The following is a 25113-nucleotide window of genomic DNA, read 5'->3' on the forward strand; positions in this document are numbered from 1 at the left end:
GGCCGCACTGGGGTTAGCCCCCCTGTCGGACTGGGGGAACGCCCTGCCGTCGCTTGCCGGGCTGCATATGCTCATGCAGAATCCTCAGCTACTGAATAGGCGAGGGGGAGCACGCCATGAGCGCGACCGACAGCCCTGCCGCGCGGCTGCAGGCGCTCTTCGAGGGCCACCGGCTGACGCCGACCCAGCGGCGCATCGCGCACAGCATGGTGCGCCGCGCCGCCGACGTGCCGTTCCTGTCGAGCGTGGAGCTGGCCGAGCTGGCCGGGGTCAGCCAGCCCTCCGTGACCCGCTTCGCCGTGGCCCTGGGCTTCGACGGCTACCCGGCCCTGCGCCGCCACCTGCGCGAGGTCGCCCCGGCCGAACCCGCGGCGGAGGCGGGGTCCGCCAACGAGTACCAGCAGGCCGTCGAGGCCGAGATCGAGAACCTGCGGCACCTCGCGGAGGCGCTGGCCGACCCGGGGCCCGTGCAGCGGGCCGGGCGCCTCCTCGCGGCCTCCCGCCCGCTCCCCGTCCTCGGGCTGCGGGCGGCGGCCGCCCAGGCGCACGGCTTCGCCTACTTCGCCGCCAAGGTCCACCCCGACGTGCGGCTCCTCAACGAGGGCGGCACGATGCTCCACGACCGCATCGACGCCGCCGCCCGGGCCGGCGCGACCGCACTGCTCTGCTTCGCGCTGCCGCGGCATCCCCGCGAGGTCGTCGACACCCTCGCCTACGCCAAGGAGGCCGGGCTGACCGTCGTCACGGTCGCCGACTCCGCGTTCGCGCCCGTCGCCAAGGTGTCCGACCTGCTGCTGCCCGCCGCCGTGGGCACCGGCCTCGCCTTCGACACGGCCTGCGCCCCGATGCTGCTCGGCCGGGTCCTGCTGGAGGCGATGTGCGACGACCTGCCCGAGGCCCAGTCCCGCCTGGAGGAGTTCGACACGAAGGCGGCGGCACGGGGCCTGTTCGTCGACTGACGCACCCGCTCCCGGTTCTCATCCTCGTCTCACGTTGCGTCGCTAATCTGCGTCTTCTACAACACTCTTCAGACGCTTCGGGTACCGGACGGAGGCTGATCGACATGCGCGGAGGACATGGACTGGCCCGGGTGGCCGTCGTCGTACGGGCGGGTGCCGCACCGTTGTGGTGGCTGGGAGTGCTGGCGGCCGGCATCGGCCTGCTGCCCGAAGGACTCACCGGCCGCCGCATCGGGGTGCTGACGGGAGCGGCCCTCTTCCTCCTGGCGGCGGCCGTGGTGGGCGCCGCAAGGAGGAAGCGCTACACGGCCCTGGCCGCCTCGGCCGCCCGGGCCGGCAAGCACGACGTGCTCCAGGACCGCGCGGTCACGGCACGCAACTGGCGTCGCGCCCACCGCTGGTGGCTCCTGCTGGCCTTCCTGGCCGCCCTGGGCACCTCCTTCGCGCTGCCGGCCGCGGGCGGCATGCTGCTGGCCGGCTGGGGAGCGGGCCTGTGGCTGAAGGCGGCGTGGCTGGGCCGCCGCGAGCGTGCGGACGAGGTCCTGCTGTGGGTCCGCGTGGACTGGCTGCGCGCGGGCGTGGCCCGCCCGACGGGCAAGCAGGTCAAGGCGTTCCGCAGCACGGGCATCGCGGCGGGCGACGCGGCCCCCGGCGGAACGCGGCGGAGGACACCGGCCCTCGTCTGACCCCCTTGGGGGCGCGGGGAACCGCGCGACCGGCCACCACGAGGCCCGCACCCCGCGCCCCACGGCACCTTTCACGGCGACCCCGTCAGCCCGTCCGCCCGCGCCCCGCCGGACTCGGCGACGACCTCTGCCACGGTCTGGGCCTCCCGCACCACGGCGAACCGCCCCCCGGGCCAGAACCCGTACACCGCGGGCCGCACCAGCGAGTTGTACGCGTAGTGATGCGCGAAGTAGTACGCCCCCGTGTCCAGCGCCGCCGCGTAGTCCCCCTGCTCCAGCAGCGGCATGGACCGCCCTTCCGCCAGCAGGTCCCCGGCGAAGCACGCCGGCCCCGCCACGTCCTGCACCACGACGGGCCCGTCCTTCGCCCGCCCCTTCGCGTCGTACGCAGCGATCCGCAACGGCCAGCTGCCCGGCGCGTACACGGTCCGCGCGGCCACCTGCACCCCGGCGTGCGTCACCGCGACCGCCCGCCCGCCGGAGGTCTTCGCGTACTCGACCCGCGCCACCACCGTCCCGTGCTTCGCCAGCAGGGACCGCCCGAACTCGGTGACCAGCCCGTACCGCCCGTCGAACAGCCCCGGCACCGCCTCGGCCAGCATCCGCGCGTACTGCGCGTACGTCGGTGTCGTCGCGTCCGACGCGAAGTTCACGGGCAGTCCGCCGCCGATGTCGAGCGTGTCGACCTGCTGCCGCCCGGCCCGCCGGTTGATCTCCTCGGCGAGCCCGTACGTCTCCGTCACGCCTTGCACCATCAGCGACAGCGGGATCCCCTGGGAGCCCGTGTGCGCGTGCAGCCGGGTCAGCCACGGCCGGTCCAGATACGCCTGCACCACCCACTCCCGGGCCCCCTCGTCGCGCAGCGCCACCCCGAACTTCGAGGTGGCCGTCGCCGTCGACAGCGCCTCGATGGAGCCCCCGCCGACCTGCGGGTTCACCCGGATCCCCAGGGATGAGCGGCTGGTCCGCGACCGCATCAGCGCGTCGAGGCGCGCCAGCTCCTGCGGATTGTCCGCGTTGACGGCGATGCCCAGGGACAGTGCCTCGCGCAGCTCGGCCGGCGTCTTCGCCGGTGAGTCGAGCACCGTCCGCTCCGCCGGCAGCCCGGCCGCCCGGGCCAGCGCCAGTTCGCCCGGACTCGCGACCTCCGCGCCGATGCCCTCCTGGTGCAGCAGCCGCAGCACCGGTACCAAGGGGGTCGCCTTCACCGCGAAGGCGTGCAGCACGGGAGTGCCCGGTGCCGTCACGGCGTCGAACGCCGCCCGCAGCTGTGCCGCCGACTCCCGGATGCCGGTGACGTCCAGCAGCCCGACGATGGGGCTGTCGGGCCCGAGCAGCCCCTGCTCCACGGCGGCCCGCACCGCCTCGTCCCGCCGGGCCGCCCGACCGGCTGCAAAGTCGCGTGCCTCTTCTTCCGCGATGTGTGCGCCCATGCGTCCAGCCAAACACCCACGGCACCGCCGCGCCGACCCCCGGACGTATTGACTAGCACTATTCAGGCGACCAGGATGTGAATAACCGCAGCAACAACCCGCCGGGAGCACCACGCACCCACCAGGAGGCAGACCATGTCCGGACCCCGCCCCGTCCGAGCGCCGCGCGGCACGGAACCGAGCGCCCTCGGATGGCAGCAGGAAGCCGCCCTGCGGATGCTGCAGAACAACCTCGACCCGGAGGTCGCCGAGCACCCCGACCAGCTCGTCGTCTACGGCGGCACCGGCAAGGCGGCCCGGGACTGGCGCTCCTTCGACGCGATGGTGCGCACGCTCAAGGGCCTGAAGCAGGACGAGACCATGCTGGTCCAGTCCGGCCGCCCGGTCGGCGTCATGCAGACCCACGAGTGGGCCCCGCGCGTCCTCATCGCCAACTCCAACCTCGTCGGCGACTGGGCCACCTGGGAGGAGTTCCGCCGGCTCGAACAGCTCGGCCTGACCATGTACGGCCAGATGACCGCCGGCTCGTGGATCTACATCGGCACCCAGGGCATCCTCCAGGGCACCTACGAGACCTTCGCCGCCGTCGCCGCGAAGAAGTTCGGCGGATCGCTGGCGGGCACGATCACGCTGACCGCCGGCCTCGGCGGCATGGGCGGCGCCCAGCCCCTCGCCGTGACCATGAACGACGGCGTCGCCCTGTGCATCGACTGCGACCCGCGCGCCATCGAGCGGCGCATCGAGCACCGCTACCTGGACGTGAAGGCCGACAGCCTCGACCACGCGCTCCGGCTGGCGACCGAGGCCCGCGACGCCCGCCGCCCGCTGTCCATCGGCGTCCTCGGCAACGCCGCCGAACTCGTGCCGCAGCTCCTCGCCATGGGCGCCCCCATCGACATCGTCACCGACCAGACCTCGGCGCACGACCCGCTGTCCTACCTGCCGCTCGGCGTCGACTTCGACGAGATGGCCTCCTACGCCGCCAAGGACCCGGCCGGCTTCACCACCCGGGCCCGCGAGTCCATGGCCCGGCACGTCGAGGCCATGGTCGGCTTCATGGACGCCGGCACCGAGGTCTTCGACTACGGCAACTCCATCCGCGGCGAGGCCAAGCTCGCCGGATACGACCGGGCCTTCGCCTTCCCCGGCTTCGTCCCCGCCTACATCCGCCCGCTGTTCTGCGAGGGCAAGGGCCCCTTCCGCTGGGCGGCCCTCTCGGGCGACCCGGCCGACATCGCCAAGACGGACAAGGCGATCCTCGACCTCTTCCCGGAGAACGAGTCCCTGGCCCGCTGGATCAAGATGGCCGGGGAGCGGGTGCACTTCCAGGGCCTGCCCGCCCGCATCTGCTGGCTCGGCTACGGCGAGCGGGACAAGGCCGGTGAGCGGTTCAACGACATGGTCGCGAGCGGGGAGCTGGCCGCCCCGGTCGTCATCGGCCGCGACCATCTCGACTGCGGCTCCGTCGCGTCCCCCTACCGGGAGACCGAGGCCATGCTCGACGGCTCCGACGCGATCGCCGACTGGCCGCTGCTGAACGCCATGGTGAATGTGGCGTCCGGCGCCTCCTGGGTGTCCATCCACCACGGCGGCGGCGTCGGCATGGGCCGGTCGATCCACGCCGGGCAGGTGACGGTCGCCGACGGCACCCCGCTCGCCGGGGAGAAGATCCGCCGCGTCCTCACCAACGACCCCGGCATGGGCGTCATCCGGCACGTCGACGCCGGGTACGACATCGCCGAGTCGGTCGCCGGCGAGCGCGGTGTCCGGGTCCCGATGCGCGAGGGTGACGAGGCGTGACCTTCCACAGCATGTGGGCGGAGCTGCTGCCGATCGGCCGGAGCTCCGCCTCCGGCGGCTACCGCCGCTTCGCCTGGACCGGCGCCGACCGGGACTGCCGGGCCTGGTTCGAGGAGCAGGCCACGGCACGCGGGCTGACGTACGAGGTCGACCGGAACGGCAACCAGTGGGCCTGGCTCGGGGACCCCGCCCGGGGCGACGCCGTCGTCACCGGGTCGCACCTCGACTCCGTACCGGACGGCGGCGCCTTCGACGGGCCCCTCGGAGTGGTGTCCGCCTTCGCCGCGCTGGACGAACTGCGCGACCGGGACGCGCGGATCACCCGCCCCCTCGGCATCGTGAACTTCGGCGACGAGGAGGGCGCCCGGTTCGGCCTCGCCTGCGTCGGGTCCCGGCTCACCGCCGGGCAGCTCACCGTCGCGGACGCCCACCGGCTGACCGACGGGGACGGGATCACCCTGCCCCGGGCCATGGAGGCCGCCGGACACGACCCGGACGCCATCGGGCCCGACCCCGAACGGCTCGCCCGCATCGGCGCCTTCGTCGAACTGCACGTCGAGCAGGGCCGGGCTCTGGACCTGTCCGGCGACCGGGTCGGCATCGCCAGCGCCATCTGGCCGCACGGCCGCTGGCGGTTCGACTTCCGGGGCGAGGCCAACCACGCCGGCACCACCCGCCTCGCCGACCGGCGCGACCCCATGCTGTCCTACGCCGAGACCGTCCTCGCGGCCCGCCGGGAGGCCGAACTCGCCGGGGCCGTCGCCACCTTCGGCAAGATCGCCGTCGAGCCGAACGGCGTCAACGCCATCCCCTCCCTCGTGCGCGGCTGGCTCGACTCGCGCGCCGCCGACCAGGACAGCCTGGACGCCGTGGTCGCCGGCGTCGAGAAGGCGGCCGGGGAGTACGCCGCCGCCCACGGCGTCGATCTCGCCGTCACCCGGGAGTCCTTCACCCCGGTCGTCGAGTTCGACCACGCCCTGCGCGACGAACTCGCCCGCATCCTCGGCACGGACAGCGACCTCAAGGTCCCCGTCCTCGGCACCGGCGCCGGACACGACGCCGGGATCCTGTCCGGGAGCATCCCGACCGCCATGCTGTTCGTGCGCAACCCCACGGGCGTCTCGCACTCCCCGGCCGAATCCGCGACCGAGGACGACTGCGTGGCCGGAGTGCTCGCCCTCGCCGACGTACTGGAAGGACTGGCGTGCAGGTGACGCAGACGTACTGGCTGGAGCACGCCTGGCTCGACACCCACGTCGAACCGGGCGTCGCCCTCGACGTGGGGGACGGGCGCGTCACCGCCGTCCGGACCGAGGTCACCGCCCCGCCACCCGGCGCCGAGATCCTCCGCGGACTCACCCTGCCCGGCCTGGCCAACGCCCACAGCCACGCCTTCCACCGCGCCCTGCGCGGCACCGCCCAGGTCGGCTCCGGCACCTTCTGGACCTGGCGCGAGGTCATGTACTCCGTCGCCGACCGGCTGACCCCGGACACCTACCACGCCCTCGCCCGGGCCGTGTACGCCGAGATGGCCCTGGCCGGCATCACGGCCGTCGGCGAGTTCCACTACGTCCACCACGCCCCCGGCGGCACCCCCTACGCCGACCCCAACGCGATGGGCGAGGCCCTCGTCGCGGCCGCCGCCGAAGCCGGCATCCGCATCACCCTCCTCGACACCGCCTACCTCTCCTCCGGCTTCGGACAACCGCCCACCGCCCACCAGCTCCGCTTCTCCGACGGCACCGCGGACGCCTGGGCCGAACGCTGTTCAGTTCTCAAGGAACGGGATCACGCGCGGATCGGAGCGGCGATCCACTCCGTACGGGCCGTGCCCGCGGAGCAGTTGGCGACCGTGGCGCGCTGGGCCGAGGAGCGGCGGGCCCCGCTCCATGTGCACCTGTCCGAGCAGACCGCCGAGAACGACGCCTGCCGGGAAACCCACGGGTGCACCCCGACCCAGCTCCTCGCGCTGCACGGCGTGCTCGGCCCGCGCACCACCGGCGTCCACAACACCCACCTCACCGCCGAGGACATTTCCCTCATCGGCTCCAGCGGCACCGGCACCTGCATGTGCCCGACGACCGAACGGGACCTGGCCGACGGCATCGGACCCGCCGTCGCCCTGCAGAACGAGGGCTCCCCGCTCTGTCTCGGCTCCGACAGCCACGCCGTGATCGACCTGCTCGAGGAGGCGCGGGCGATGGAGCTGAACGAGCGGCTGCGCACCCGCACGCGCGGTCACTGGACGGCGGCGGCCCTCCTGCGGGCGGCCTCCGCCGACGGCCACGCCGCCCTCGGCTGGGACGACGCGGGCGCCCTGGAGCCCGGCGCGCGCGCCGACTTCACGACGATCGCCCTCGACTCGGTCAGGACGGCAGGGCCGCTTCCGCGGCTCGGGGCCGAGACGGCCGTATTCGCCGCGTCGGCAGCAGACGTGTCGCATACGGTCGTGGCAGGTCGGCACGTCGTACGGGACGGGGTCCACCGCCTCGTCCCCGATGTGCCGCGAGCCCTCGCGGACGCCGTCGCAGCCCTGCGCGGCTGACCCCGGGCCGCGTCTCCGCGCGGCCCGCCCCCGGACCCGACCCCACCGCCGACCAGGCCACCAAGGACGCCATGAGCAACGCGACGACCGTCAGCCCCGCCCACTCCGCGAGCACCGCAAGCACGCTCATCACCAACATCGCCGCCCTGGTCACCAACGACCCCTCCCTAGGTGACGGTTCCCCCCTCGGACTGGTCCAGGACGCGGCCGTCGTCATCGAAGGCGACCGCATCGCGTGGACCGGTGATCACAGCAAAGCACCCGCCACTGACAATCGCGTCGACGCCGGCGGCCGGGCCGTCGTCCCCGGCTTCGTCGACTCCCACTCCCACCTCGTCTTCGCGGGCGACCGGACGCAGGAGTTCAACGCCCGGATGTCGGGACGGCCGTACAGCGCGGGCGGCATCCGCACCACGGTCGCGGCCACCCGGGCGGCGAGCGACGAGGAACTCGAGGCCAACCTCACCCGTTACCTCGACGAGGCCCTCCGCCAGGGCACCACCACGCTGGAGACCAAGTCCGGCTACGGCCTGACCGTCGAGGACGAGTCCCGGGCCCTGCGCATCGCCGCCGCCCACACCGACGAGGTCACCTACCTCGGCGCGCACATCGTGTCGCCGGACCACGCCGAGGACCCGGCGGCGTACGTCGCCCTCGTCACCGGCGAGATGCTCGACGCCTGCGCCCCGTACGCCCGCTGGATCGACGTCTTCTGCGAGCGGGGCGCCTTCGACGGCGACCAGGCCCGCGCGATCCTCACCGCGGGCAAGGCCAAGGGGCTGCACCCGCGCATCCACGCCAACCAGTTGTCGTACGGCCCCGGCGTGCAACTCGCCGTCGAACTCGACGCGGCCAGCGCCGACCACTGCACCCACCTCACGGACGAGGACGTCGACGCGCTCGCCAACAGCGACACCGTCGCCACCCTCCTGCCCGGCGCCGAGTTCTCCACCCGGGCGGAGTGGCCGGACGCCCGCCGTCTGCTCGACGCGGGCGCCACCGTCGCCCTGTCCACCGACTGCAACCCGGGCTCGTCCTTCACCTCGTCCGTGCCGTTCTGCGTCGCGCTCGCCGTACGGGACATGGGGATGACCCCGGACGAGGCCGTCTGGTCGGCCACGGCGGGCGGCGCGGCGGCCCTCAGGCGCACCGACATCGGCCGCCTCACCCCGGGCGCCTACGCCGACCTGGCGCTCCTCGACGCCCCGAGCCACGTGCACCTGGCCTACCGGCCGGGCGTCCCGCTGGTCACCGGCGTGTGGCGGCGTGGCGAGCGGGTGCTCTGACCACCGAACCCGTCCGAAGGTTGTGCACGTTTTCCATACCGAGTGGGTCACGAACCCACGACAAAGAGGAGTTTACGGTCCGCCACACCAACACCTCCCGCACATAAGGGACTTGACCCCCCTCGGATCGCAGGCGGAAGATCGCGCTCAGTCGCTCCGCGCACCGTGACCCGTGCGTCGGCCGATGGCGACGAGGGGGGTTTCTTCGCTGTTCCCCCCGAAACGGGGGGTGTCGTCTGGTGTGCGGACCGTTCGGCGTGTGCCGCGGCGCACTCGATGACAGCGCTTTCCTCCCCGCCTCACCTTCCGGACGACAGGAGGAAGCCCATGGCAGACGAGATGGTCCAACGCGCCCAGAGATTCATCAACACGACCTACAACAACGGCGCCACACTGGGCATATCCAAGCTGGACGAGAACGGCCAGACCGGCTGGCCCGTGATGTACGCCCTGACCCGGGCGCTCCAGTACGAGATGGGCATCACCGCCCTGTCCAACTCCTTCGGCCCGACCACCCTCGGGAAGCTGGGGGAGCTGTACGGCAAGCTCGACGAGACGACCATCCCGTCGGCCAACTTCTGCCGCATCATCCAGTCCGCCCTGTACTGCAAGGGATACGACGGCGGCGAAATCGACGGACAGTACAACGACCGGGTCAAGGACGCGGTCGTGAAGCTGCACCAGAACATGGGCGTGTCCGGCGTCTACCCGGGCAGCTCCCTGTGGCCGAAGGTGGTCAAGGGCCTGTTCAACATGGACGCCTACGTCACCGTGAACAACGGCTCGGACACCATCCGGTCCATCCAGCAGTGGTTGAACGGCAAGTACATCCTGCGCAAGGACTTCTACGTCATCCCCTGTGACGGCCACCACTCCCGCGACGTGGCCAAGTCGATGCTGTTCGCGATCCAATACGAACTGGGCATGGCGGACGGCGTCGCCAACGGCGTCTTCGGGCCCGGCACGCAGTCCGGTCTGAAGTCCCATACCGTCTCACTCGGTTCCACCGGCGTCTGGGCACAGCTGTTCACCGCGGCCATGATCCTGAACAAGCGGAACGTAGCCTTCGGCAGCTTCACCTCGGCGGTGCAGTCCGGTGTGGAGACCTTCCAGTCCTTCAGCAAGCTCCCGGTCACCGGCAAGGGCGATTTCCAGACCTGGGCCTCGCTGCTCGTCTCCTACGGCGACCAGTCCCGCAAGGGCACGGCCTGCGACGGCGTCACCATGATCACGCCCGCGCGGGCGCAGGCCCTGAAGGACGCCGGCTACAAGTACATCGGCCGCTACCTCTTCAACCCGTCCACGACGGACCTGCCGGAGAAGCAGATCCAGCCCGGCGAGCTGGCCACCATCAAGGAATACGGGCTGAGCTGCTTCCCGATCTTCCAGACGTGGAGCCGGTCCGCCGACTACTTCAGCCCCAGCCAGGGCGCCGCCGACGCGTTCCGCGCGATCGAGTGGGCGAAATACCACGGTTTCAAGCCCGGCACCATCATCTACTTCGCCGTCGACTACGACGCCATGGACGGCGAGGTGACGGACTACGTCATCCCGCACTTCCGCGGGGTCATGCGCACGATCGGCGAGAACTCCAGCTACGGGGTGGGTGTCTACGGCCCCCGCAACGTCTGCCAGCGCGTCGCCGACGCCGGCTACGCGGCGACGAGCTTCGTGTCCGACATGTCCAGTGGCTTTTCCGGCAACCTCGGCTACCCGCTGCCGACCAACTGGGCGTTCGACCAGATCTCGACCATCAAGGTCGGCTCCGGCGCCGGTCTGATCGAGATCGACAACAACATCGTCTCCGGCCGCGACTTCGGCCAGAGCGACTTCGACGCCGGCGCCGACCTCGGCGGCTTGGACACCCGGCTCGACGAGGCCGCGTACCGGAGCCTGATGCTCCAGGACGTGAAGGCCTATCTGGAGTCGATCGGTGTCCCCGAGACCGGCGGCGACGGCTGGACCGACAAGGACTGGGCCACGCTGGGCGGCATCTCCACCACGGAGGCGTTCAACGAGGTGGTGGGCGCGGACTGGCTCTTCACCTCACTGGCCCGCACGCTGCGGATGCGCAAGGCCCTCATCCAGGCCCCGGTCCTGTGGGAACTGCGCAAGCTCAACCCCCTGGACTTCGCCTCCGACGCGGCGGTCAAGGCAGGTCAGCTGGACGACTGCAGCACCGGGTGGGGACAGATCTTCGCCGCGACCGCCATCAAGGCCCGTAACTACTGCATCGGCGAAGGCATCATCAACGGCGAGGGCCTGGACTACAACTCCAAGACCGACCTCCGCACCGTCTGGGACAAGCTGCACAACGACGAGGAGTACAACGTCCGCACCGTCGCGTACGTGCTGCTCTGGAACTCGGAGCTGCTCGGTATCGACCGGCCGGACCTGAGCGGCGACATCCATGTCACGGAGGCGGTGCTCGCCCAGTACAACGGCACCGGACCGGACGCCGAGCAGTACGGACGAGAGCTGATGGGCCTGTACAACGTCCTCGAGCAGTACAACGCGTTGTCGCGCGCCTAGCGGCACCACCGGCGAACGAAGGAAGGCTGGACCGATGACCAGACGGTGGCAGGTGGCCCTGGGAGTCAATGTCCTTCTCGGCATCCCGGGCGTGATACCGATCTGGATGCTGTGGTTCCTCGCAGCGAGTTGGGCGAGCGGCCCCGAGCCGACGGACAACGACCCGATGGTGCTCTGGCTGCCGATCGCGGCCATCGTCGTCGTCCCCTACCTCCTGCTCTGGCTGTCCGTGAACCGCTCCCTCGCACGCCGGAGTTCGCTCACCCCACGGATCTACTGGTGGATCAGCGCCCTGGCCACCTTCCTGCCGACCACGGCGCTGATCATCTACTCACCGTAAGAAGGGAACCAAGACGTGCACACCGACAGGCGCGACAGCGTGAACGGGATATCGAGACGAACCCTGGTGAGAACCGCCGGCGTGATCACGGCCGCGGCCGCGGCCGGCTCCGTCGCCCCCGTCGCGGCGACGGCCGCTCCCGCCCACGCCCCCGTGACCGCACCTGGGAAAGCCCCCACCTCGGCCAACGGCTGGCCCCTGGAGAAGCAGGCCAACCACGTCTCCACCGTCTGGACGCGCCCCGTCTCGGGCACGGGCCTGGAGGTCGACGTCCGGATCGGCGACGTGGAGGCGATCCTGCTCCATGTCGTACGGCGCTACCACTACGAGGTCGAGCAGCTGCCCCGCGTGGACCTCGCGGGCTGGCAGCCGATCGGCGGCCTGAAGAAGAACGAGCCGGAGTCCAACCTCGCGTCGGGCACCGCGGTGCGGATCCGCCCGGGCGCGGGCGCGAGCGGCAGCCTCTTCCCGCTCCAGGTGCTGACGGTGCGCGACATCCTCGCCGACTGCGACGGCGTGGTGCGCTGGGGCGGCGACGACGACCCGGCCGACGAGTCGCTGTTCTACATCGACCGCGGCCCGGACGACGCGTCGGTCCGCGAGCTCGCCGACCGGCTGCGGCTGGCCGAGGCCACGCCCGGCGAGGGCGCCGGCGTCACGGTGGACGTGCTGGCCCCGTCCCGGCGCGACCGCGCGAAGCGACTGGCGAGGGAGCAGCGGGCGGGCTGAACCCGTACGGCACGCGCCTGGGGGCGGGCCCTGAGGCCCGCCCCCGAAGGACGGCGTCACCCGGTGAGGATCCGAGATCACTCCTCGACGGTCAGCCCCTTGCGCAGCCGTACCAGCGTCCGCGACAGCAGACGCGAGACGTGCATCTGGGAGATGCCCAGTTCCTCGCCGATCTCCGACTGGGTCATGCCGGCGACGAACCGCAGCGACAGGATCTTCCGGTCGCGCGGGGGGAGTTCGGCTATCAGCGGCTTCAACGACTCGACGTACTCGATGCCTTCGAGTCCGTGGTCCTCGTAGCCGATACGGTCCGCGAGCGCGCCCTCGGAGTCGTCCTCCTCCGGCTGGGCGTCCAGCGAGGAGGCGGTGTAGGCGTTCGACGCGGCCATGCCCTCGACGACCTCGTCGTTGGAGATGCCGAGCCGCTCGGCCAGTTCGTGCACCGTCGGGGCGCGGTCCAGCTTCTGCGCCAGCTCGTCACCGGCCTTGGCCAGGTCGAGCCGCAGCTCCTGGAGCCGCCGGGGCACGCGCACGGACCACGAGGTGTCGCGGAAGAAGCGCTTGATCTCGCCGATGATGGTCGGCATGGCGAACGTGGGGAACTCGACACCGCGGGACAGCTCGAAGCGGTCGATCGCCTTGATCAGGCCGATGGTGCCGACCTGGATGATGTCCTCCATCGGCTCGCTGCGGGAGCGGAAGCGGGAGGCGGCGAACTTGACCAGCGCGAGGTTCAGTTCGACGAGCGTGTTGCGGACGTACGAGTACTCGGGTGTCCCTTCCTCCAGCGACTCCAGCCGCTCGAAGAGGGTCTTGGACAGGGCCCGTGCGTCGACCGCGTCGACTTCCTCGTACGGGGGGATGTCCGGAAGTCCGGAGAGAAGGTCGTCCTGTGTGACGAGCATCTCGTCCTGCTCGATGGGATCCAGATGTTCCGGAGGGGGTGTCGACGTCGCTTTCTGGGTACGCGATGCGTCGAGCCGGGGTGACATGATGTCCTCCATCGTTCTCGGCATATGGCTGCCGGAGCCAGTACGTGCACTGCGGTGTGCGGCGCCTCCAAAGCCGGCCGTGTCGGTTACGTGTCCTTACTAGGCCTACCCGCTTTCCCGAGCCCACCGCAAGTGCGTTCTGTGGGCATATGTCCGTTTGTGTGTAGTTGTTCGGGTGTCGAAGCGTGGCGGGAAGGCGTAGTGTTCGAGGGCGTCAGTAACAGCCACGACGTCGGGAGAGAGAGACGGCATGGACCGCGGGACGGTCGGCAGCGCACAGTCTGGCCGGCTTCTGGTGGAGGTGCGGGAAGAGGGCTCTAACGCCGTCGTGACCCCGGCGGGTGAATTGGATCACCACACCGCCGATCTGTTGCGCGAGCCGCTCGACGACTGCCTCGCCAAGGGATTCAAGCGCCTGGTCATCGACTGCGCGCGCCTGGAGTTCTGCGACTCCACGGGGCTGAACGTGCTCCTCGGCGCCCGGCTGAAGGCGGAGGCCGCCGGTGGCGGCGTGGCGCTGGTCGGCATGCAGCCGGTAGTGGCACGCGTGTTCGAGATCACGGGAGCGGATGCGGTCTTCAGCGTCCATGACACCCTTCAGGCGGCCCTGGCCGACGAGTCGGGCTGACCGGCGGTGCGTCGGCGCGCCGCGACCCGGCCGTCCCTCTGTGACCCGCCTCCCACCCCCGTCACGCCCTTCCTGCCGAATACGGGGGTGTTCTGCCGGTCCGCCCGGGCAGGAGACATCCTGAACCTGTCGGATGCCAGGGGTGTGGGGGCGCCGTGAAACCGACCTGCCGCGCACTGCGTGACTGACTGTGTACTGAATTTTTCAATCGTGAACTGGTGAATCGGTGAGGTGAAGCGCTGATGAGCACCACCCGGCCTTACTCGCCGGGCGACCGCGGGCCGGAGCCCAGCGGCGCTTCCGGGGCGTCCGAGGGTGGCGTGGCGGCGGCCGGTGCGGCCGGCGAGGGCGTGGCGGAGCCGTCCGGAGCCGCGACGCCGCCGGGGGGCCGGCAGGTGCGCCGGCTGAGCTTCGAAGGCGAGAGCGGCGTGGTCCCGCTCGCGCGCGACTTCACCCGTCAGGCCCTGTACGCGTGGGGCTGGCTGCCCGCGGCCTCCGCCGACCAGCGGGCCGCCGCCGAGGACGTGCTGCTCGTCGTCTCCGAGCTGGTCACCAACGCCTGCCTGCACGCCGAGGGGCCGGACCAGCTCTGGATCACCTGCGACAACAAGGTGATCCGCATCGAGGTCTCCGACCGGGGCACCGGCCAGCCGGCCCCCCGGACGCCCCACCGGGCGGGACGTCCGGGCGGCCACGGCATGTTCATCGTCCAGCGGCTGTGCCTGGACTGGGGCGTCGTGCGCACGCCCGGGGTCGCCGGCAAGACGGTGTGGGCCGAACTGGGCGCACCCGCCTGACCCGGCAGCCCTGTGGGTGTGACGGGCCTTCGCGGTCGATCCGGATCCCCGACTTCCCACCGAATCTCCTCCGCGCATCCCCTCACGCGTCACTCACCACACCCCGGATCGCCACAGATCCGGAGTGCCCTGTGTCTTCCTTCCTCAACTCCCCGGGCGTACCTTGACGGCCCGATCTGATACGCCGTCAGAAAACAGGAAGGGGAGCGGCACCGTGTCGTACCGGAAACGAACCGCCGCGCTCGCGTCCGCCGCGGCCCTGGCCGGCTCGGCGGTGTGGATGGCCGCCCCCGTGGCCCGGGCCGAGGTCGTCGACGTCAACTACCAGTGCAAGACGCCGATCGGTGACAAGAGCGCCGTCTCGCCCATCGACATCAAGGGCGTGAAGAGCGGCAGCGGCTACCGGATCACCATGTCCTGGCAGAAGGGCGTCTCCTCCAGCCCCGTCGAACTCGGCAAGGGCGCGATGACGCCGAGCGCCACCGTCGCCCTGGGCGGTGCCGACAGCGGCACCCTGACAGTGACCGGCCCGGCCAACGACGCCGCGATCCCGGCCAACACGCCCATCAAGATCAACGACCTGAGCGGGACGTACACGCCGAAGAAGAGCGGGGCAGTCACCTTCACGGCGGGCGTGCTCACCATCAAGGCGCTCGGCACGACGACCACGTGCACCCCGACGAACGACCCGGGTCCGTCCCTGACCCTCGACGTCACGGCCGCGGGTGGCGGCACCACGGGCTCCGCCCAGGGCGGCGGCTCCGGCTCGGGCTCCGGCGACGAGCTCCCGCAGACCGGCCCGGAGGACTCGGCCGTCGCCCTCGGCACCCTCGGCGGCACGGTGCTGCTCGCCGGGGCGGCGGGCGCGCTGTGGCTGACGCGACGCCACCAGGGCGCGCGGACGGGTCGTTGAGCGCAGGCCCGGGCCGGTGAGCACTCGCCCAGACCGGTGAGCGCGGACGTACGCCCGGCCGACCGTCCGCCCGGCCCCGAGGTCGGGTCCGCCGAAGCCGACACCCACACCGAAGCGAACGCCCGCCGAGGCCGAACGCCCGCCGAAACGGCACTCACCCACCGAAGCCGTACCCACGCCACCCCCGGTCCCCCGCCGTCCGCCCGCCCGCAGGAGCCGCCGATGCCCCACGCCGGCCGCCTTTTCCGTCTGTCACTGCCGGTTCTGCTGGCGCTCCCGCTGGTCCTGGTGGGCGCCGGGCCCGTGGGCGCGGTGGATCGGCCCGTCGTCGAGCTGTCCAGGTCTCAGGCCGGGACGGGTGGGTCGATCACCGTCACCGGGAGCGGCTGGCGGCCGCGTGCCCTGCTGACGCTGCTGGTGTGCGGGCAGGCCGAGCCGGACCGGGGCGTCACCGGCGGCACCAACTCCTGCGCCAACGCCGACGGCCGGGCCGTCACCACCGACGCCGAGGGACGCTTCCGCCGGGAACTGCCCGTCGTGGAGCCGCCGGTGCCGTGTCCCTGCGTGGTGCACGTGGCGACGGTGACCGGAGCCGGGGCCGAGGCCGACGCCGCTCTCCACGTCGCCGGGCACGCGGTCGAGCCGCTGCCCGCGGAACGGTCCGGCGGGCGGCTGTCCCTGCTCGCGGACACCCGGCTGCGCGGCTCAGACGGGCTGCTGACCTGGTTCGGCTCCCCACCCGCCCGGACCCTGGAGGTCACCGTCGGCAACGTCGGCACGTCCCCCGTACGGAACCCCGTCTTCCAGGTCGGCACCTCGCACGGCGTGTTCGCCCCGCAGTGGCAGGACCAGCGCTGGCGCGGCACGATCCGGCCCGGCGGGAAGGCGCGCATCGAGCTGCCGGTGGAGCTCGCCGCCGGGGCGCACGGCGACTACACCGTGTCCCTGAAGTACGGCGGCAAGGTCCTCGCCGAGCACCCCTGGGGCGTGGGCCGCCCGTGGGGCGTGACGCTGTTCTGGGCCCTGGTCCTCCTGGTCGTGCCGGCGGCGCTGTTCCGCGCGGGGCTGGCCGTGGTCGACCACGTACGGCCACGCCACCCCGGCCACGCGGCCCGCCCCGCCCGCCGTCTGCGGCTGCCCGCCGCCCGCCGGCCCTCGGCCCCGCCGTGGTTCGCCCCGGACGCCGACCCTCCGGGACCGGGAAACCATGAAGCGGAACGGGAAACCATGAAGTAGGGCCGCCGCACCCCGAGGTGCGGCGGCCCTACTTCATGGTTTCCCCGGTCCGGTGAGGCGCGTCAGTGGACGTCGCCCATCAGGGACTTGACCTTCCTGCGGTACATGTACACCGCGACACCCGCGAGGGCGGCGAGCACCGCCTCCACGGCGACCGCGCCGGTGCCGCTCAGGTCCACGCCACCGACGGCCGGGTTGGAGAGCAGGCCCGTCACCGAGTCGCCCGCCGTGACCGCGAGGAACCAGACGCCCATCATCTGGCTGGCGTACTTGGCCGGGGCCATCTTCGTCGTCACCGACAGGCCGACGGGGGAGAGGCACAGCTCGCCGACGGTCTGGATCAGGTAGATGCCCACCAGCCACATCGGGCTGACCAGCGTGTCGCCGTCGGCCATGCCCATCGGCAGCAGGAAGAAGAAGAACGAGACGCCGATGAAGAACAGCGCCGCGGCGAACTTGGCGACGGTGCTCGGCTCCTTGCCCTTGCGGTTCAGCCACAGCCAGAACCAGGCGAAGACCGGGGCCAGCGCCATGATGAACACCGGGTTCAGCGACTGGTACCAGGAGGACGGGAAGTCGAACCCGAGCAGCGAGCCGGAGGCCTTCGTCTCACCGAACGCCTGGACCGTGGAACCGCCCTGGTCGTAGATCATCCAGAACACGGCGGCGGCGACGAAGAACCAGATGTAGCCGGTCATCTTCGACTGCTCGACGTCGCTGAGCTCCTTGTCCCGCTTGATGCGGATCAGCACGCCGGCCGGGATGATCAGCCCGATCACCGTCAGCGGGATCATCGCCCAGTTGAGCGTGAAGTGGCCGGTGAAGCCGACGACGCCGTAGAAGACGGCCGCGACGATCAGCCACAGCAGGCCCTTGCGCAGCCAGGACGCGCGCTCCTCGGCCGCCAGCGGCTTCGGCACGACGTTGCTCTGCGGGCTCAGGTTGCGGGTGCCGATGAGGAACGCCGCGAGACCGATGCCCATGCCGACCGCGGCCAGGCCGAAGCCGAGGTGCCAGCTGACCTGCTGGCCGACGGTGCCGATGATCAGCGGCGCGAAGAAGGCACCCATGTTGATGCCCATGTAGAAGATCGTGAAGCCGCCGTCACGGCGCGGGTCGTCCGGCCCGTCGTAGAGGTGGCCGACCATCGTCGAGATGTTGGCCTTCAGCAGGCCGGAGCCGAGCGCCACCAGGGCCAGACCGGCGAAGAAGGGCGCCTGGCCGCCGGGCAGGGCCAGCACCAGGTGGCCCGCCATGATCGTGACGGCCGCGATCGCCACCGTCCTGCGCGGCCCCCAGACCCGGTCGCCGAGCCAGCCGCCGGGCATGGCGAGCAGGTACACCATCGACAGGTACACCGAGTAGATCGCCGTCGTCGTGGCGAGGTCCATGCCGAGACCGCCGCCCATGCTGCCCTTCTTGGCGTCCGGGCCGCCGGAGAGCAGGTACACGACGAGCAGGGCCCGCATGCCGTAGAAGCTGAACCGCTCCCACATCTCGGTCATGAAGAGGGTGGCCAGTCCGCGGGGGTGGCCGAAGAAGGTCTTCTCGGAGCCCGGGGTGCCCGGGCGGGCCGAGTCCTTCGTCAGGCTGGACGCCATGGTCGTTCCTTGCTGCTCGGGACGCGCCCCGCGACAGCGGTGGTGCGCCCGGTGGGGGCTGCCGGCACCGGTGCGTACGGCCGTCCGCCCGACGCCTACGGGGGTCCGCTCCGGGTCACGGAGCGGTGGGCGGTCGCCACCGGGATCCACACCTCTACGCGCGTCGCCGCACGAGGAGGCCCGGCCACAGGTCGTTTCACGTTCGGGGCCGGCGGGAAACCGGCCCGGACACAAAAGAGACCTCCAGGGCAAAAGGCCTCCGAAGGTCGCCGTGCTGTAACAGGCGTTGATTCACCATACGGCAGGACACTGTCGCATATGGAAGGACTTGAGACACGGATCACAGGTGTCAGGGGAACCACAGGCCCCCTTTCCAAGGTCCTTACCAGGATCGCACCCCAAAGGCAGAGGTACGGACGCCTTCCCGGGGAACGTAAGAAACGGGTATGCCATCGGTAAGAATCAAGGCTTCCGGTCACACCCCAGCTCAGGGCCTCGCAGGTCTACCATCACCTCATGACCCGAGTACTGCTCGCCGAGGACGACGCGTCCATCTCGGAGCCGCTGGCCCGTGCTCTGCGCCGGGAGGGCTACGAGGTCGAGGTGCGTGAGGACGGACCCACCGCTCTCGACGCCGGAATGCAGGGCGGCGTCGACCTGGTCGTGCTCGACCTGGGTCTGCCCGGCATGGACGGTCTGGAGGTGGCCCGCCGCCTGCGTGGCGAAGGCCACAGCATTCCGATCCTCATCCTGACCGCGCGCGCCGACGAGGTGGACACCGTCGTCGGGCTCGACGCGGGCGCCGACGACTACGTCACCAAGCCGTTCCGGCTCGCCGAGTTGCTCGCCCGCGTCCGGGCCCTGCTGCGCCGCGGTGCCGCCGAGCCGCAGCAGCCGCCCGCCACGCACGGCGTGCGCATCGACGTCGAGTCGCACCGCGCCTGGATGGGCGAGGAGGAGCTCCAGCTCACCGCCAAGGAGTTCGACCTGTTGCGGGTGCTGGTGCGCGACGCGGGCCGGGTCGTCACCCGCGACCAGCTGATGCGCGAGGTCTGGGACACCACCTGGTGGTCGTCGACCAAGACCCTCGACATGCACATCTCCTGGCTGCGTAAGAAGCTCGGTGACGACGCGGCCAACCCCCGCTACATCGCCACCGTGCGCGGTGTGGGTTTCCGATTCGAGAAGAGCTGAGCCGCGAGGCAGGCTCGGGTAACAGGACATGCGCCGCCGACTGATCCAGTCCACGCTCGCCGTGGTCCTCGTCGTGATCGCCGTCTTCGGCGTCTCCCTCGTCATCGTCGAGACCCGGACGATCAGCAACAGCGCCCAGGAGCGGGTGGAGTCCGAGGCGGTCCGGCTGGCCAGCATCGTCGACAGCCGGCTCTTCGGCGCGCAGCAGGTCGACGCGGAGGTCCTGCGCGACCAGGTCACGCAGGACCGCTACTACGCGGTGATCCGGCTCCCCGGCGAGGCACCCATCGAGGTCGGCACCAAGCCGTCCGGTGACGTCATCGAGGCGACCGCGCCCGGCGAGGAGGGCGAGACGGTCACCGTCCAGGAACCGCGCTCCTCGGTGACCCGGGAAGTCGGCCGCACCCTGCTGATCATCGCGCTGGTCGCGCTGCTGGCGGTCGTGGCCGCGGTGCTGCTCGCGGTCCGCCAGGCCAACCGGCTGGCATCACCGCTGACCGACCTCGCGGAGACGGCCGAGCGTCTCGGCTCCGGCGATCCGCGCCCCCGGCACAAGCGGTACGGCGTGCCCGAGCTGGACCGGGTGGCGGACGTGCTGGACGGCTCCGCCGAGCGCATCGCGCGCATGCTGACCGCCGAACGCCGTCTGGCCGCCGACGCCTCCCACCAGCTGCGGACGCCGCTCACGGCCCTGTCCATGCGGCTGGAGGAGATCACCCTCACCGACGACCCGGACACGGTGAAGGAGGAGGCGACGATCGCGCTGACCCAGGTCGAGCGGCTCACGGACGTCGTCGAGCGGCTGCTGACCAACTCCCGCGATCCGCGCACCGGCTCCGCCGTCACCTTCGACCTCGACGAGGTCATCCAGCAGCAGCTCGCCGAGTGGCGGCCGGCGTACCGCAGCGCGGGCCGGGCCATCGTCAGCTCCGGCAAGCGGCATCTGGAGGCGGTGGGCACGCCCGGCGCCGTCGCGCAGGTCCTGGCCGCGCTGATCGAGAACTCGCTCATGCACGGCGGGGGCACGGTCGCGCTGCGCACCCGCGTCACCGGCAACCAGGCCGTCATCGAGGTCACGGACGAGGGCCCCGGGGTCCCGGCCGACCTGGGCGCCCGCATCTTCGAGCGGGCCATCAGCGGCCGCAACTCCACGGGCATCGGCCTGGCCGTGGCCCGGGACCTGGCGGAAGCGGACGGCGGCCGCCTGGAGATGCTCCAGACCAAGCCCCCGGTCTTCGGCCTGTTCCTGTCCCGCACGCCGGTGCGCAAGAACCCGGAGAACGACAGGGAGCCGATGGTCCGCTAGGACCTGGGCACCCCGGGGCGGGCTACGGCACGCGCTGCTTCGTCCGGGACTGCCGGGACCGTTCCCGCTTCAGGATCGACTCGGCGTCCGCCACGGCCTCCCGCGCGGGCAGCGCGCGGAACACCCACGTGCGGTACGACCAGAAGCGGAACAGGGTCGCGACGCCGATGCCGAGGAACTTGAAGATGTTGTTCTGCAGCGGGGTGTCCCAGCCGAAGCCGTACGTGGCCGTGTACAGGACACCGTTCTCGATGACCAGCCCGACCGCGCTGAACAGCAGGAACAGGCTCATCTCGCGTGTGCGGCGGGTCTTGTCGCGGTCGCGGTAGGTGAAGTAGCGGAAGCCGACGTAGTTGAAGATGATCGCGACGACGGTCGCGATCACGCTCGCGCGCACCACCTGGAGGTCGGTCACATGCCGCACCAGGTTGAACACGAGGAGGTTGACGAGCACGCCGGCCCCGCCGACCGCGCCGAATTTGGCGACTTCCCGACAGAGCCGTCGGAGCCGCGAGGCACCATGTCCCATGGTCGTGCAGGCCCCCGTCCGTCGGTTGGCGTCAACCCAGCCATGCTAACCACCCTCCCGCGCGATCTTCCTGCGGACGGCGGTGGACGGCCGGAGATGGTCCGGGCAGGGCCGGGCGGGGACAGGAAACCGGCCACCTTGGCGCGGCCGATACCCTGGGGGAGTGACGTTCCCGGTAGTCGGCATGGTCGGCGGGGGCCAGCTCGCTCGTATGACACACGAGGCAGGCATCCCGCTGGGCATCAGGTTCAAGCTTCTCAGTGACACCCCGCAGGACTCCGCTGCGCAGGTCGTGAGCGATGTCGTCGTCGGCGACTATCGCGACCTCGACACGCTGCGCGAGTTCGCACGCGGGTGCGACGTGATCACCTTCGATCACGAACACGTACCCACCGAGCACCTCCGGGCCCTGGAGGCGGACGGCATCCCCGTGCGCCCCGGCCCGGACGCGCTCGTGCACGCCCAGGACAAGGGCGTGATGCGTGCGAGGCTCGACGCGATCGGCGTGCCCTGCCCGAGACACAGGATCGTTTCCGATCCGCAGGACGTGGCCGCGTTCGCGGCCGAGGGCGACGGATTCCCCGTCGTCCTCAAGACCGTCCGCGGCGGGTACGACGGCAAGGGCGTGTGGGTCGTGGACTCCGTGGAGGAGGCCGCGGACCCGTTCAAGGCCGGGGTGCCCGTGCTCGCCGAGGAGAAGGTCGACTTCGTCCGCGAGCTCGCCGCCAACGTCGTCCGCTCCCCGCACGGCCAGGCCGTGGCCTACCCGGTCGTGGAGTCGCGGCAGGTCAACGGCGTCTGCGACACGGTCATCGCCCCGGCGCCCGACCTCGACGAGGCCCTCGCCCTGGAGGCCTCCGAAATGGCGCTGAACATCGCCAAGGAACTCGGTGTCGTCGGCCACCTCGCCGTCGAGCTGTTCCAGACCCGCGACGGCCGCATCCTCGTCAACGAGCTGGCGATGCGCCCCCACAACTCCGGCCACTGGTCGATGGACGGCGCGGTCACCAGCCAGTTCGCCAACCACGTCCGCGCGGTCCTGGACCTGCCCCTGGGCGACCCGCGCCCGCGCGCCACGTGGACGGTCATGGTCAACGTCCTCGGCGGCGACTTCCCGGACATGTACTCGGCGTACCTGCACTGCATGGCCCGCGACCCGCAGCTCAAGATCCACATGTACGGCAAGGACGTGAAGCCCGGCCGCAAGGTCGGTCACGTCAACACCTACGGCGACGACCTGGACGACGTGCTGGAGCGCGCCCGTCACGCTGCCGGCTACCTGAGAGGCACCATCACCGAATGAGCCCTGTTGTTGGCATCGTCATGGGGTCGGACTCCGACTGGCCCGTCATGGAGGCCGCCGCCAAGGCCCTCGACGAGTTCGAGATCGCCTACGAGGTCGACGTCGTCTCCGCGCACCGCATGCCGCGCGAGATGGTCGCCTACGGCGAGCAGGCCGACGAGCGCGGGCTCAAGGTGATCATCGCCGGGGCCGGCGGCGCCGCCCACCTGCCCGGCATGCTCGCCTCGGTGACGCCGCTGCCGGTGATCGGTGTGCCCGTGCCGCTGAAGTACCTCGACGGCATGGACAGCCTCCTGTCGATCGTGCAGATGCCGGCCGGCGTCCCGGTCGCCACGGTCTCGGTCGCCGGCGCCCGCAACGCCGGTCTGCTGGCGGCCCGCATCCTCGCCGCGCACGACGAGGAACTGCGCGGCCGGATGCGCGAGTTCCAGCAGGAGCTCAACGACCAGGCCACCGAGAAGGGCAAGCGCCTGCGCTCCAAGGTCGAGGGCACGGGCGGCTTCGGCTTCGGCGCGGGGAAGTGACGACGATGACCTCCGGTGAGGCGGCCCGGGAACTCCTGCGGGAGTTCCCGGTCGTCGACGGGCACAACGACCTGCCCTGGGCGCTGCGCGAACAGGTCCGCTACGACCTGGACGCCCGGGACATCACCGCCGACCAGTCCGCCCACCTGCACACCGACCTCCCGCGCCTGCGGGCCGGCGGTGTCGGTGCGCAGTTCTGGTCGGTGTACGTCCGCACGGACGCGCCCGACCCGGTCGCGGCCACCCTCGAACAGATCGACTGCGTACGGCAGTTGCTGACCCGTCACCCGGAGGACCTGCGCCCCGCGCTGACCGCCGCCGACATGGAGGCCGCGCGCCGCGAGGGCCGTATCGCATCCCTCATGGGCGCGGAGGGCGGCCACTCCATCGCCAACTCCCTGGGCACCCTGCGCGGTCTGTACGGACTCGGCGTGCGCTACCTCACGCTCACCCACAACGACAACGTGGACTGGGCGGACTCCGCGACCGACGAGCCGCGGGCCGGGGGCCTCACCGCGTTCGGCCGGGAGGTCGTACGGGAGATGAACCGCCTCGGCATGCTCGTCGACCTCTCCCACGTGGCCGCGACGACGATGCGGGACGCGCTCGACGCGAGCTCGGCCCCGGTGATCTTCTCCCACTCCTCCGCCCGGGCCGTCTGCGACCACCCGCGCAACATCCCGGACGACGTCCTGGAGCGGCTGCCCGCCAACGGCGGCATCGCGATGGTGACGTTCGTGCCGAAGTTCGTGCTCCAGGCGGCCGTCGAATGGACCGCCGCGGCCGACGAGAACATGCGCGCCCACGGCTTCCACCACCTCGACACCACCCCGGCGGCCATGAAGGTGCACCGGGCCTTCGAGGAGCGCCACCCGCGCCCGGTCGCCACGGTGGCGACGGTCGCCGACCACCTGGACCACATGCGCGAGGTCGCCGGCGTCGACCACCTCGGCATCGGCGGCGACTACGACGGCACAGCCTTCACCCCCGACGGCCTGGACGACGTCTCCGGCTACCCCAACCTGATCGCGGAACTCCTCGACCGCGGCTGGTCGAAGGCCGACCTGACCAAGCTGACCTGGAAGAACGCGGTCCGCGTCCTGGACGCGGCGGAGGACGTGGCCCGGGCACTCCAGGAGACACGGTCGCCGTCCCACGCGCGCATCGAGGACCTGGACGGCTGACCGCCGCCGCGATCGTGACCTTGGCCGGTGTACGCACCCTGCCGCCCGGTTCGCAGGCGCGGGCCGGCGGCGGGCTGTTGAAGGGCCGCTACGGCGGGTAAGACCGTGGTGGACGTACCGCGTTATCGCAGTTTCTCGGATCGAGCCTGGCGTTGACGGGGCCCGAGCCGCCCGGGTGCGATCTCCCGGCGCCGGGCGAGCTGCCAGGAGTGGCAACTCGGCGTTGCGAGAGGGGGCGGCATTGGCTGAGGATCGTGGTGCGGTTTCTTGGCGCAAGAGCAGTTACAGCGGCGGCAACAGCGGGGAACAGTGCTGCGAGATGGCCGTGGTGTCCGGGGAGATACTCGTTCGCGACTCGAAGTGCCCGAGCCGCGTGGTGCTGGTCTTCACCCCGGACGCCTGGCGGACGGCGCTGGCGTGGATGTCCCGCCCGGTGCCGGACCGGGCGGCGCCATGAACGCATCGGACGCGGACGGACGTGAGATGAGCAGCACCCGCCATGAGCGGTCGAAGAGCAGGGAGCCCGGACTCGTCGGCTACTGCGTGGTGACCGGTGCGCTCGCGTCGGCTGCGGGTGCCGGCGCCTCGCTCCTGGG

At 71.4% G+C, this 25113-nt stretch carries 23 protein-coding genes; 19 read left to right on the forward strand and 4 right to left on the reverse strand.

Translation table 11 applies throughout. The annotated features are described in order from the left end of the window. The first annotated feature begins 116 nt into the window (after positions 1-116). Together ACSUPV_RS24365 and ACSUPV_RS24370 are read left to right on the forward strand one after the other, a co-directional pair. Positions 117-959, forward strand: coding sequence for a MurR/RpiR family transcriptional regulator (locus ACSUPV_RS24365; protein ID WP_037758795.1), 843 nt, complete (start codon positions 117-119; stop codon positions 957-959). A gap of 104 nt (positions 960-1063) precedes the next feature. Then, positions 1064-1645: a hypothetical protein gene (locus ACSUPV_RS24370; protein ID WP_436948547.1), complete on the forward strand. Its 582-nt coding sequence runs from the start codon at positions 1064-1066 to the stop codon at positions 1643-1645. Between the two features lie 71 nt (positions 1646-1716). On the opposite strand, the gene ACSUPV_RS24375 is transcribed toward ACSUPV_RS24370, so the two are convergent. Continuing rightward, the gene (locus ACSUPV_RS24375; protein WP_436948548.1) at positions 1717-3078 is read right to left on the reverse strand and encodes a diaminopimelate decarboxylase; all 1362 of its coding nucleotides are present in this window, start codon (positions 3076-3078) and stop codon (positions 1717-1719) included. Between the two features lie 135 nt (positions 3079-3213). Between ACSUPV_RS24375 and hutU the strand changes: the two genes are divergently transcribed. The 7 genes from hutU to ACSUPV_RS24410 all read left to right on the forward strand — a co-directional run bounded on the left by hutU (position 3214) and on the right by ACSUPV_RS24410 (position 12310). Further along, positions 3214-4878: a urocanate hydratase gene (gene hutU / locus ACSUPV_RS24380; RefSeq protein WP_382617305.1), complete on the forward strand. Its 1665-nt coding sequence runs from the start codon at positions 3214-3216 to the stop codon at positions 4876-4878. Further along, the gene (locus ACSUPV_RS24385) at positions 4875-6092 is read left to right on the forward strand and encodes an allantoate amidohydrolase (RefSeq protein WP_031119248.1); all 1218 of its coding nucleotides are present in this window, start codon (positions 4875-4877) and stop codon (positions 6090-6092) included. The genes hutU and ACSUPV_RS24385 overlap by 4 nt, the downstream gene beginning before the upstream one ends. Beyond that, positions 6089-7423: a formimidoylglutamate deiminase gene (locus ACSUPV_RS24390; RefSeq protein WP_436948549.1), complete on the forward strand. Its 1335-nt coding sequence runs from the start codon at positions 6089-6091 to the stop codon at positions 7421-7423. The genes ACSUPV_RS24385 and ACSUPV_RS24390 overlap by 4 nt, the downstream gene beginning before the upstream one ends. Further along, on the forward strand, positions 7420-8709 hold the full coding sequence (hutI, locus tag ACSUPV_RS24395; RefSeq protein ID WP_031119246.1) for an imidazolonepropionase: 1290 nt from the start codon (positions 7420-7422) through the stop codon (positions 8707-8709). The genes ACSUPV_RS24390 and hutI overlap by 4 nt, the downstream gene beginning before the upstream one ends. A gap of 327 nt (positions 8710-9036) precedes the next feature. Next, complete coding sequence (locus ACSUPV_RS24400) at positions 9037-11241, forward strand: glycoside hydrolase domain-containing protein (protein WP_359786814.1); 2205 nt, start codon at positions 9037-9039, stop codon at positions 11239-11241. A 34-nt stretch (positions 11242-11275) separates the two neighbouring features. After that, a complete protein-coding gene (locus tag ACSUPV_RS24405; protein ID WP_436948550.1) occupies positions 11276-11581 on the forward strand; it encodes a hypothetical protein in 306 nt (101 codons plus the stop codon). 15 nt (positions 11582-11596) lie between these two features. Beyond that, a complete protein-coding gene (locus ACSUPV_RS24410; RefSeq protein WP_436948551.1) occupies positions 11597-12310 on the forward strand; it encodes a hypothetical protein in 714 nt (237 codons plus the stop codon). Positions 12311-12387: 77 nt separating this feature from the next. On the opposite strand, the gene ACSUPV_RS24415 is transcribed toward ACSUPV_RS24410, so the two are convergent. Next, a complete protein-coding gene (locus tag ACSUPV_RS24415; protein WP_031119242.1) occupies positions 12388-13314 on the reverse strand; it encodes an RNA polymerase sigma factor SigF in 927 nt (308 codons plus the stop codon). Between the two features lie 238 nt (positions 13315-13552). Here ACSUPV_RS24415 and ACSUPV_RS24420 point away from each other — a divergent pair, with 238 nt between their 5' ends. The 4 genes from ACSUPV_RS24420 (at position 13553) to ACSUPV_RS24435 (ending at position 16876) form a co-directional block, all read left to right on the forward strand. Next, positions 13553-13930, forward strand: coding sequence for an STAS domain-containing protein (locus tag ACSUPV_RS24420; RefSeq protein WP_031119241.1), 378 nt, complete (start codon positions 13553-13555; stop codon positions 13928-13930). Positions 13931-14172: 242 nt separating this feature from the next. Beyond that, positions 14173-14727, forward strand: coding sequence for an ATP-binding protein (locus tag ACSUPV_RS24425; RefSeq protein ID WP_031119240.1), 555 nt, complete (start codon positions 14173-14175; stop codon positions 14725-14727). 214 nt (positions 14728-14941) lie between these two features. Next, the gene (locus tag ACSUPV_RS24430; protein WP_436948552.1) at positions 14942-15640 is read left to right on the forward strand and encodes an LPXTG cell wall anchor domain-containing protein; all 699 of its coding nucleotides are present in this window, start codon (positions 14942-14944) and stop codon (positions 15638-15640) included. Between the two features lie 222 nt (positions 15641-15862). Then, entirely contained in the window at positions 15863-16876 is a 1014-nt protein-coding gene (locus tag ACSUPV_RS24435; protein ID WP_436948553.1) for a hypothetical protein, read from the forward strand. Positions 16877-16938: 62 nt separating this feature from the next. On the opposite strand, the gene ACSUPV_RS24440 is transcribed toward ACSUPV_RS24435, so the two are convergent. Continuing rightward, positions 16939-18477 (reverse strand): peptide MFS transporter, encoded by a 1539-nt coding sequence (locus ACSUPV_RS24440; protein WP_031119237.1) that lies wholly within the window; start codon positions 18475-18477, stop codon positions 16939-16941. A gap of 516 nt (positions 18478-18993) precedes the next feature. On the opposite strand from ACSUPV_RS24440, the gene ACSUPV_RS24445 reads away from it, so the two are divergent. Then, entirely contained in the window at positions 18994-19671 is a 678-nt protein-coding gene (locus tag ACSUPV_RS24445; protein WP_010034575.1) for a response regulator transcription factor, read from the forward strand. A 28-nt stretch (positions 19672-19699) separates the two neighbouring features. Further along, on the forward strand, positions 19700-20977 hold the full coding sequence (locus ACSUPV_RS24450) for an ATP-binding protein (RefSeq protein ID WP_436948554.1): 1278 nt from the start codon (positions 19700-19702) through the stop codon (positions 20975-20977). A 22-nt stretch (positions 20978-20999) separates the two neighbouring features. Here ACSUPV_RS24450 and ACSUPV_RS24455 read toward each other — a convergent pair whose 3' ends face one another. Continuing rightward, positions 21000-21506 carry a GtrA family protein gene (locus ACSUPV_RS24455; protein ID WP_031119233.1) on the reverse strand — a complete coding sequence of 169 codons (507 nt, stop codon included), beginning with the start codon at positions 21504-21506 and terminating at the stop codon, positions 21000-21002. 163 nt (positions 21507-21669) lie between these two features. Between ACSUPV_RS24455 and ACSUPV_RS24460 the strand changes: the two genes are divergently transcribed. The 4 genes from ACSUPV_RS24460 to ACSUPV_RS24475 all read left to right on the forward strand — a co-directional run bounded on the left by ACSUPV_RS24460 (position 21670) and on the right by ACSUPV_RS24475 (position 24974). After that, complete coding sequence (locus ACSUPV_RS24460) at positions 21670-22809, forward strand: 5-(carboxyamino)imidazole ribonucleotide synthase (RefSeq protein ID WP_031119232.1); 1140 nt, start codon at positions 21670-21672, stop codon at positions 22807-22809. Next, entirely contained in the window at positions 22806-23333 is a 528-nt protein-coding gene (gene purE / locus ACSUPV_RS24465; RefSeq protein ID WP_359794359.1) for a 5-(carboxyamino)imidazole ribonucleotide mutase, read from the forward strand. The genes ACSUPV_RS24460 and purE overlap by 4 nt, the downstream gene beginning before the upstream one ends. 5 nt (positions 23334-23338) lie before the next feature. Beyond that, positions 23339-24517, forward strand: a complete 1179-nt coding sequence (locus tag ACSUPV_RS24470) for a dipeptidase (RefSeq protein ID WP_382618430.1) — start codon at positions 23339-23341, stop codon at positions 24515-24517. A 241-nt stretch (positions 24518-24758) separates the two neighbouring features. Continuing rightward, positions 24759-24974, forward strand: coding sequence for a DUF397 domain-containing protein (locus tag ACSUPV_RS24475; protein ID WP_078650664.1), 216 nt, complete (start codon positions 24759-24761; stop codon positions 24972-24974). Positions 24975-25113 lie beyond the last annotated feature (139 nt).

The organism is Streptomyces sp. SudanB52_2052, assembly GCF_964272415.1.
GTDB classification, from domain to species: Bacteria; Actinomycetota; Actinomycetes; order Streptomycetales; family Streptomycetaceae; genus Streptomyces; species Streptomyces olindensis.

Excerpts from the sequence above, each read along its gene's own strand:
- ACSUPV_RS24365 (WP_037758795.1), top strand. The coding sequence starts at position 117 with ATGAGCGCGACCGACAGCCCTGCCGCGCGGCTGCAGGCGCTCTTCGAG.
- ACSUPV_RS24370 (WP_436948547.1), top strand. The coding sequence starts at position 1,064 with ATGCGCGGAGGACATGGACTGGCCCGGGTGGCCGTCGTCGTACGGGCG.
- ACSUPV_RS24375 (WP_436948548.1), bottom strand. The coding sequence starts at position 3,078 with ATGGGCGCACACATCGCGGAAGAAGAGGCACGCGACTTTGCAGCCGGT.
- hutU (WP_382617305.1), top strand. The coding sequence starts at position 3,214 with ATGTCCGGACCCCGCCCCGTCCGAGCGCCGCGCGGCACGGAACCGAGC.
- ACSUPV_RS24400 (WP_359786814.1), top strand. The coding sequence starts at position 9,037 with ATGGCAGACGAGATGGTCCAACGCGCCCAGAGATTCATCAACACGACC.
- ACSUPV_RS24405 (WP_436948550.1), top strand. The coding sequence starts at position 11,276 with ATGACCAGACGGTGGCAGGTGGCCCTGGGAGTCAATGTCCTTCTCGGC.
- ACSUPV_RS24415 (WP_031119242.1), bottom strand. The coding sequence starts at position 13,314 with ATGGAGGACATCATGTCACCCCGGCTCGACGCATCGCGTACCCAGAAA.
- ACSUPV_RS24420 (WP_031119241.1), top strand. The coding sequence starts at position 13,553 with ATGGACCGCGGGACGGTCGGCAGCGCACAGTCTGGCCGGCTTCTGGTG.
- ACSUPV_RS24425 (WP_031119240.1), top strand. The coding sequence starts at position 14,173 with ATGAGCACCACCCGGCCTTACTCGCCGGGCGACCGCGGGCCGGAGCCC.
- ACSUPV_RS24435 (WP_436948553.1), top strand. The coding sequence starts at position 15,863 with ATGCCCCACGCCGGCCGCCTTTTCCGTCTGTCACTGCCGGTTCTGCTG.
- ACSUPV_RS24440 (WP_031119237.1), bottom strand. The coding sequence starts at position 18,477 with ATGGCGTCCAGCCTGACGAAGGACTCGGCCCGCCCGGGCACCCCGGGC.
- ACSUPV_RS24445 (WP_010034575.1), top strand. The coding sequence starts at position 18,994 with ATGACCCGAGTACTGCTCGCCGAGGACGACGCGTCCATCTCGGAGCCG.
- ACSUPV_RS24450 (WP_436948554.1), top strand. The coding sequence starts at position 19,700 with ATGCGCCGCCGACTGATCCAGTCCACGCTCGCCGTGGTCCTCGTCGTG.
- ACSUPV_RS24455 (WP_031119233.1), bottom strand. The coding sequence starts at position 21,506 with ATGGGACATGGTGCCTCGCGGCTCCGACGGCTCTGTCGGGAAGTCGCC.
- purE (WP_359794359.1), top strand. The coding sequence starts at position 22,806 with ATGAGCCCTGTTGTTGGCATCGTCATGGGGTCGGACTCCGACTGGCCC.
- ACSUPV_RS24470 (WP_382618430.1), top strand. The coding sequence starts at position 23,339 with ATGACCTCCGGTGAGGCGGCCCGGGAACTCCTGCGGGAGTTCCCGGTC.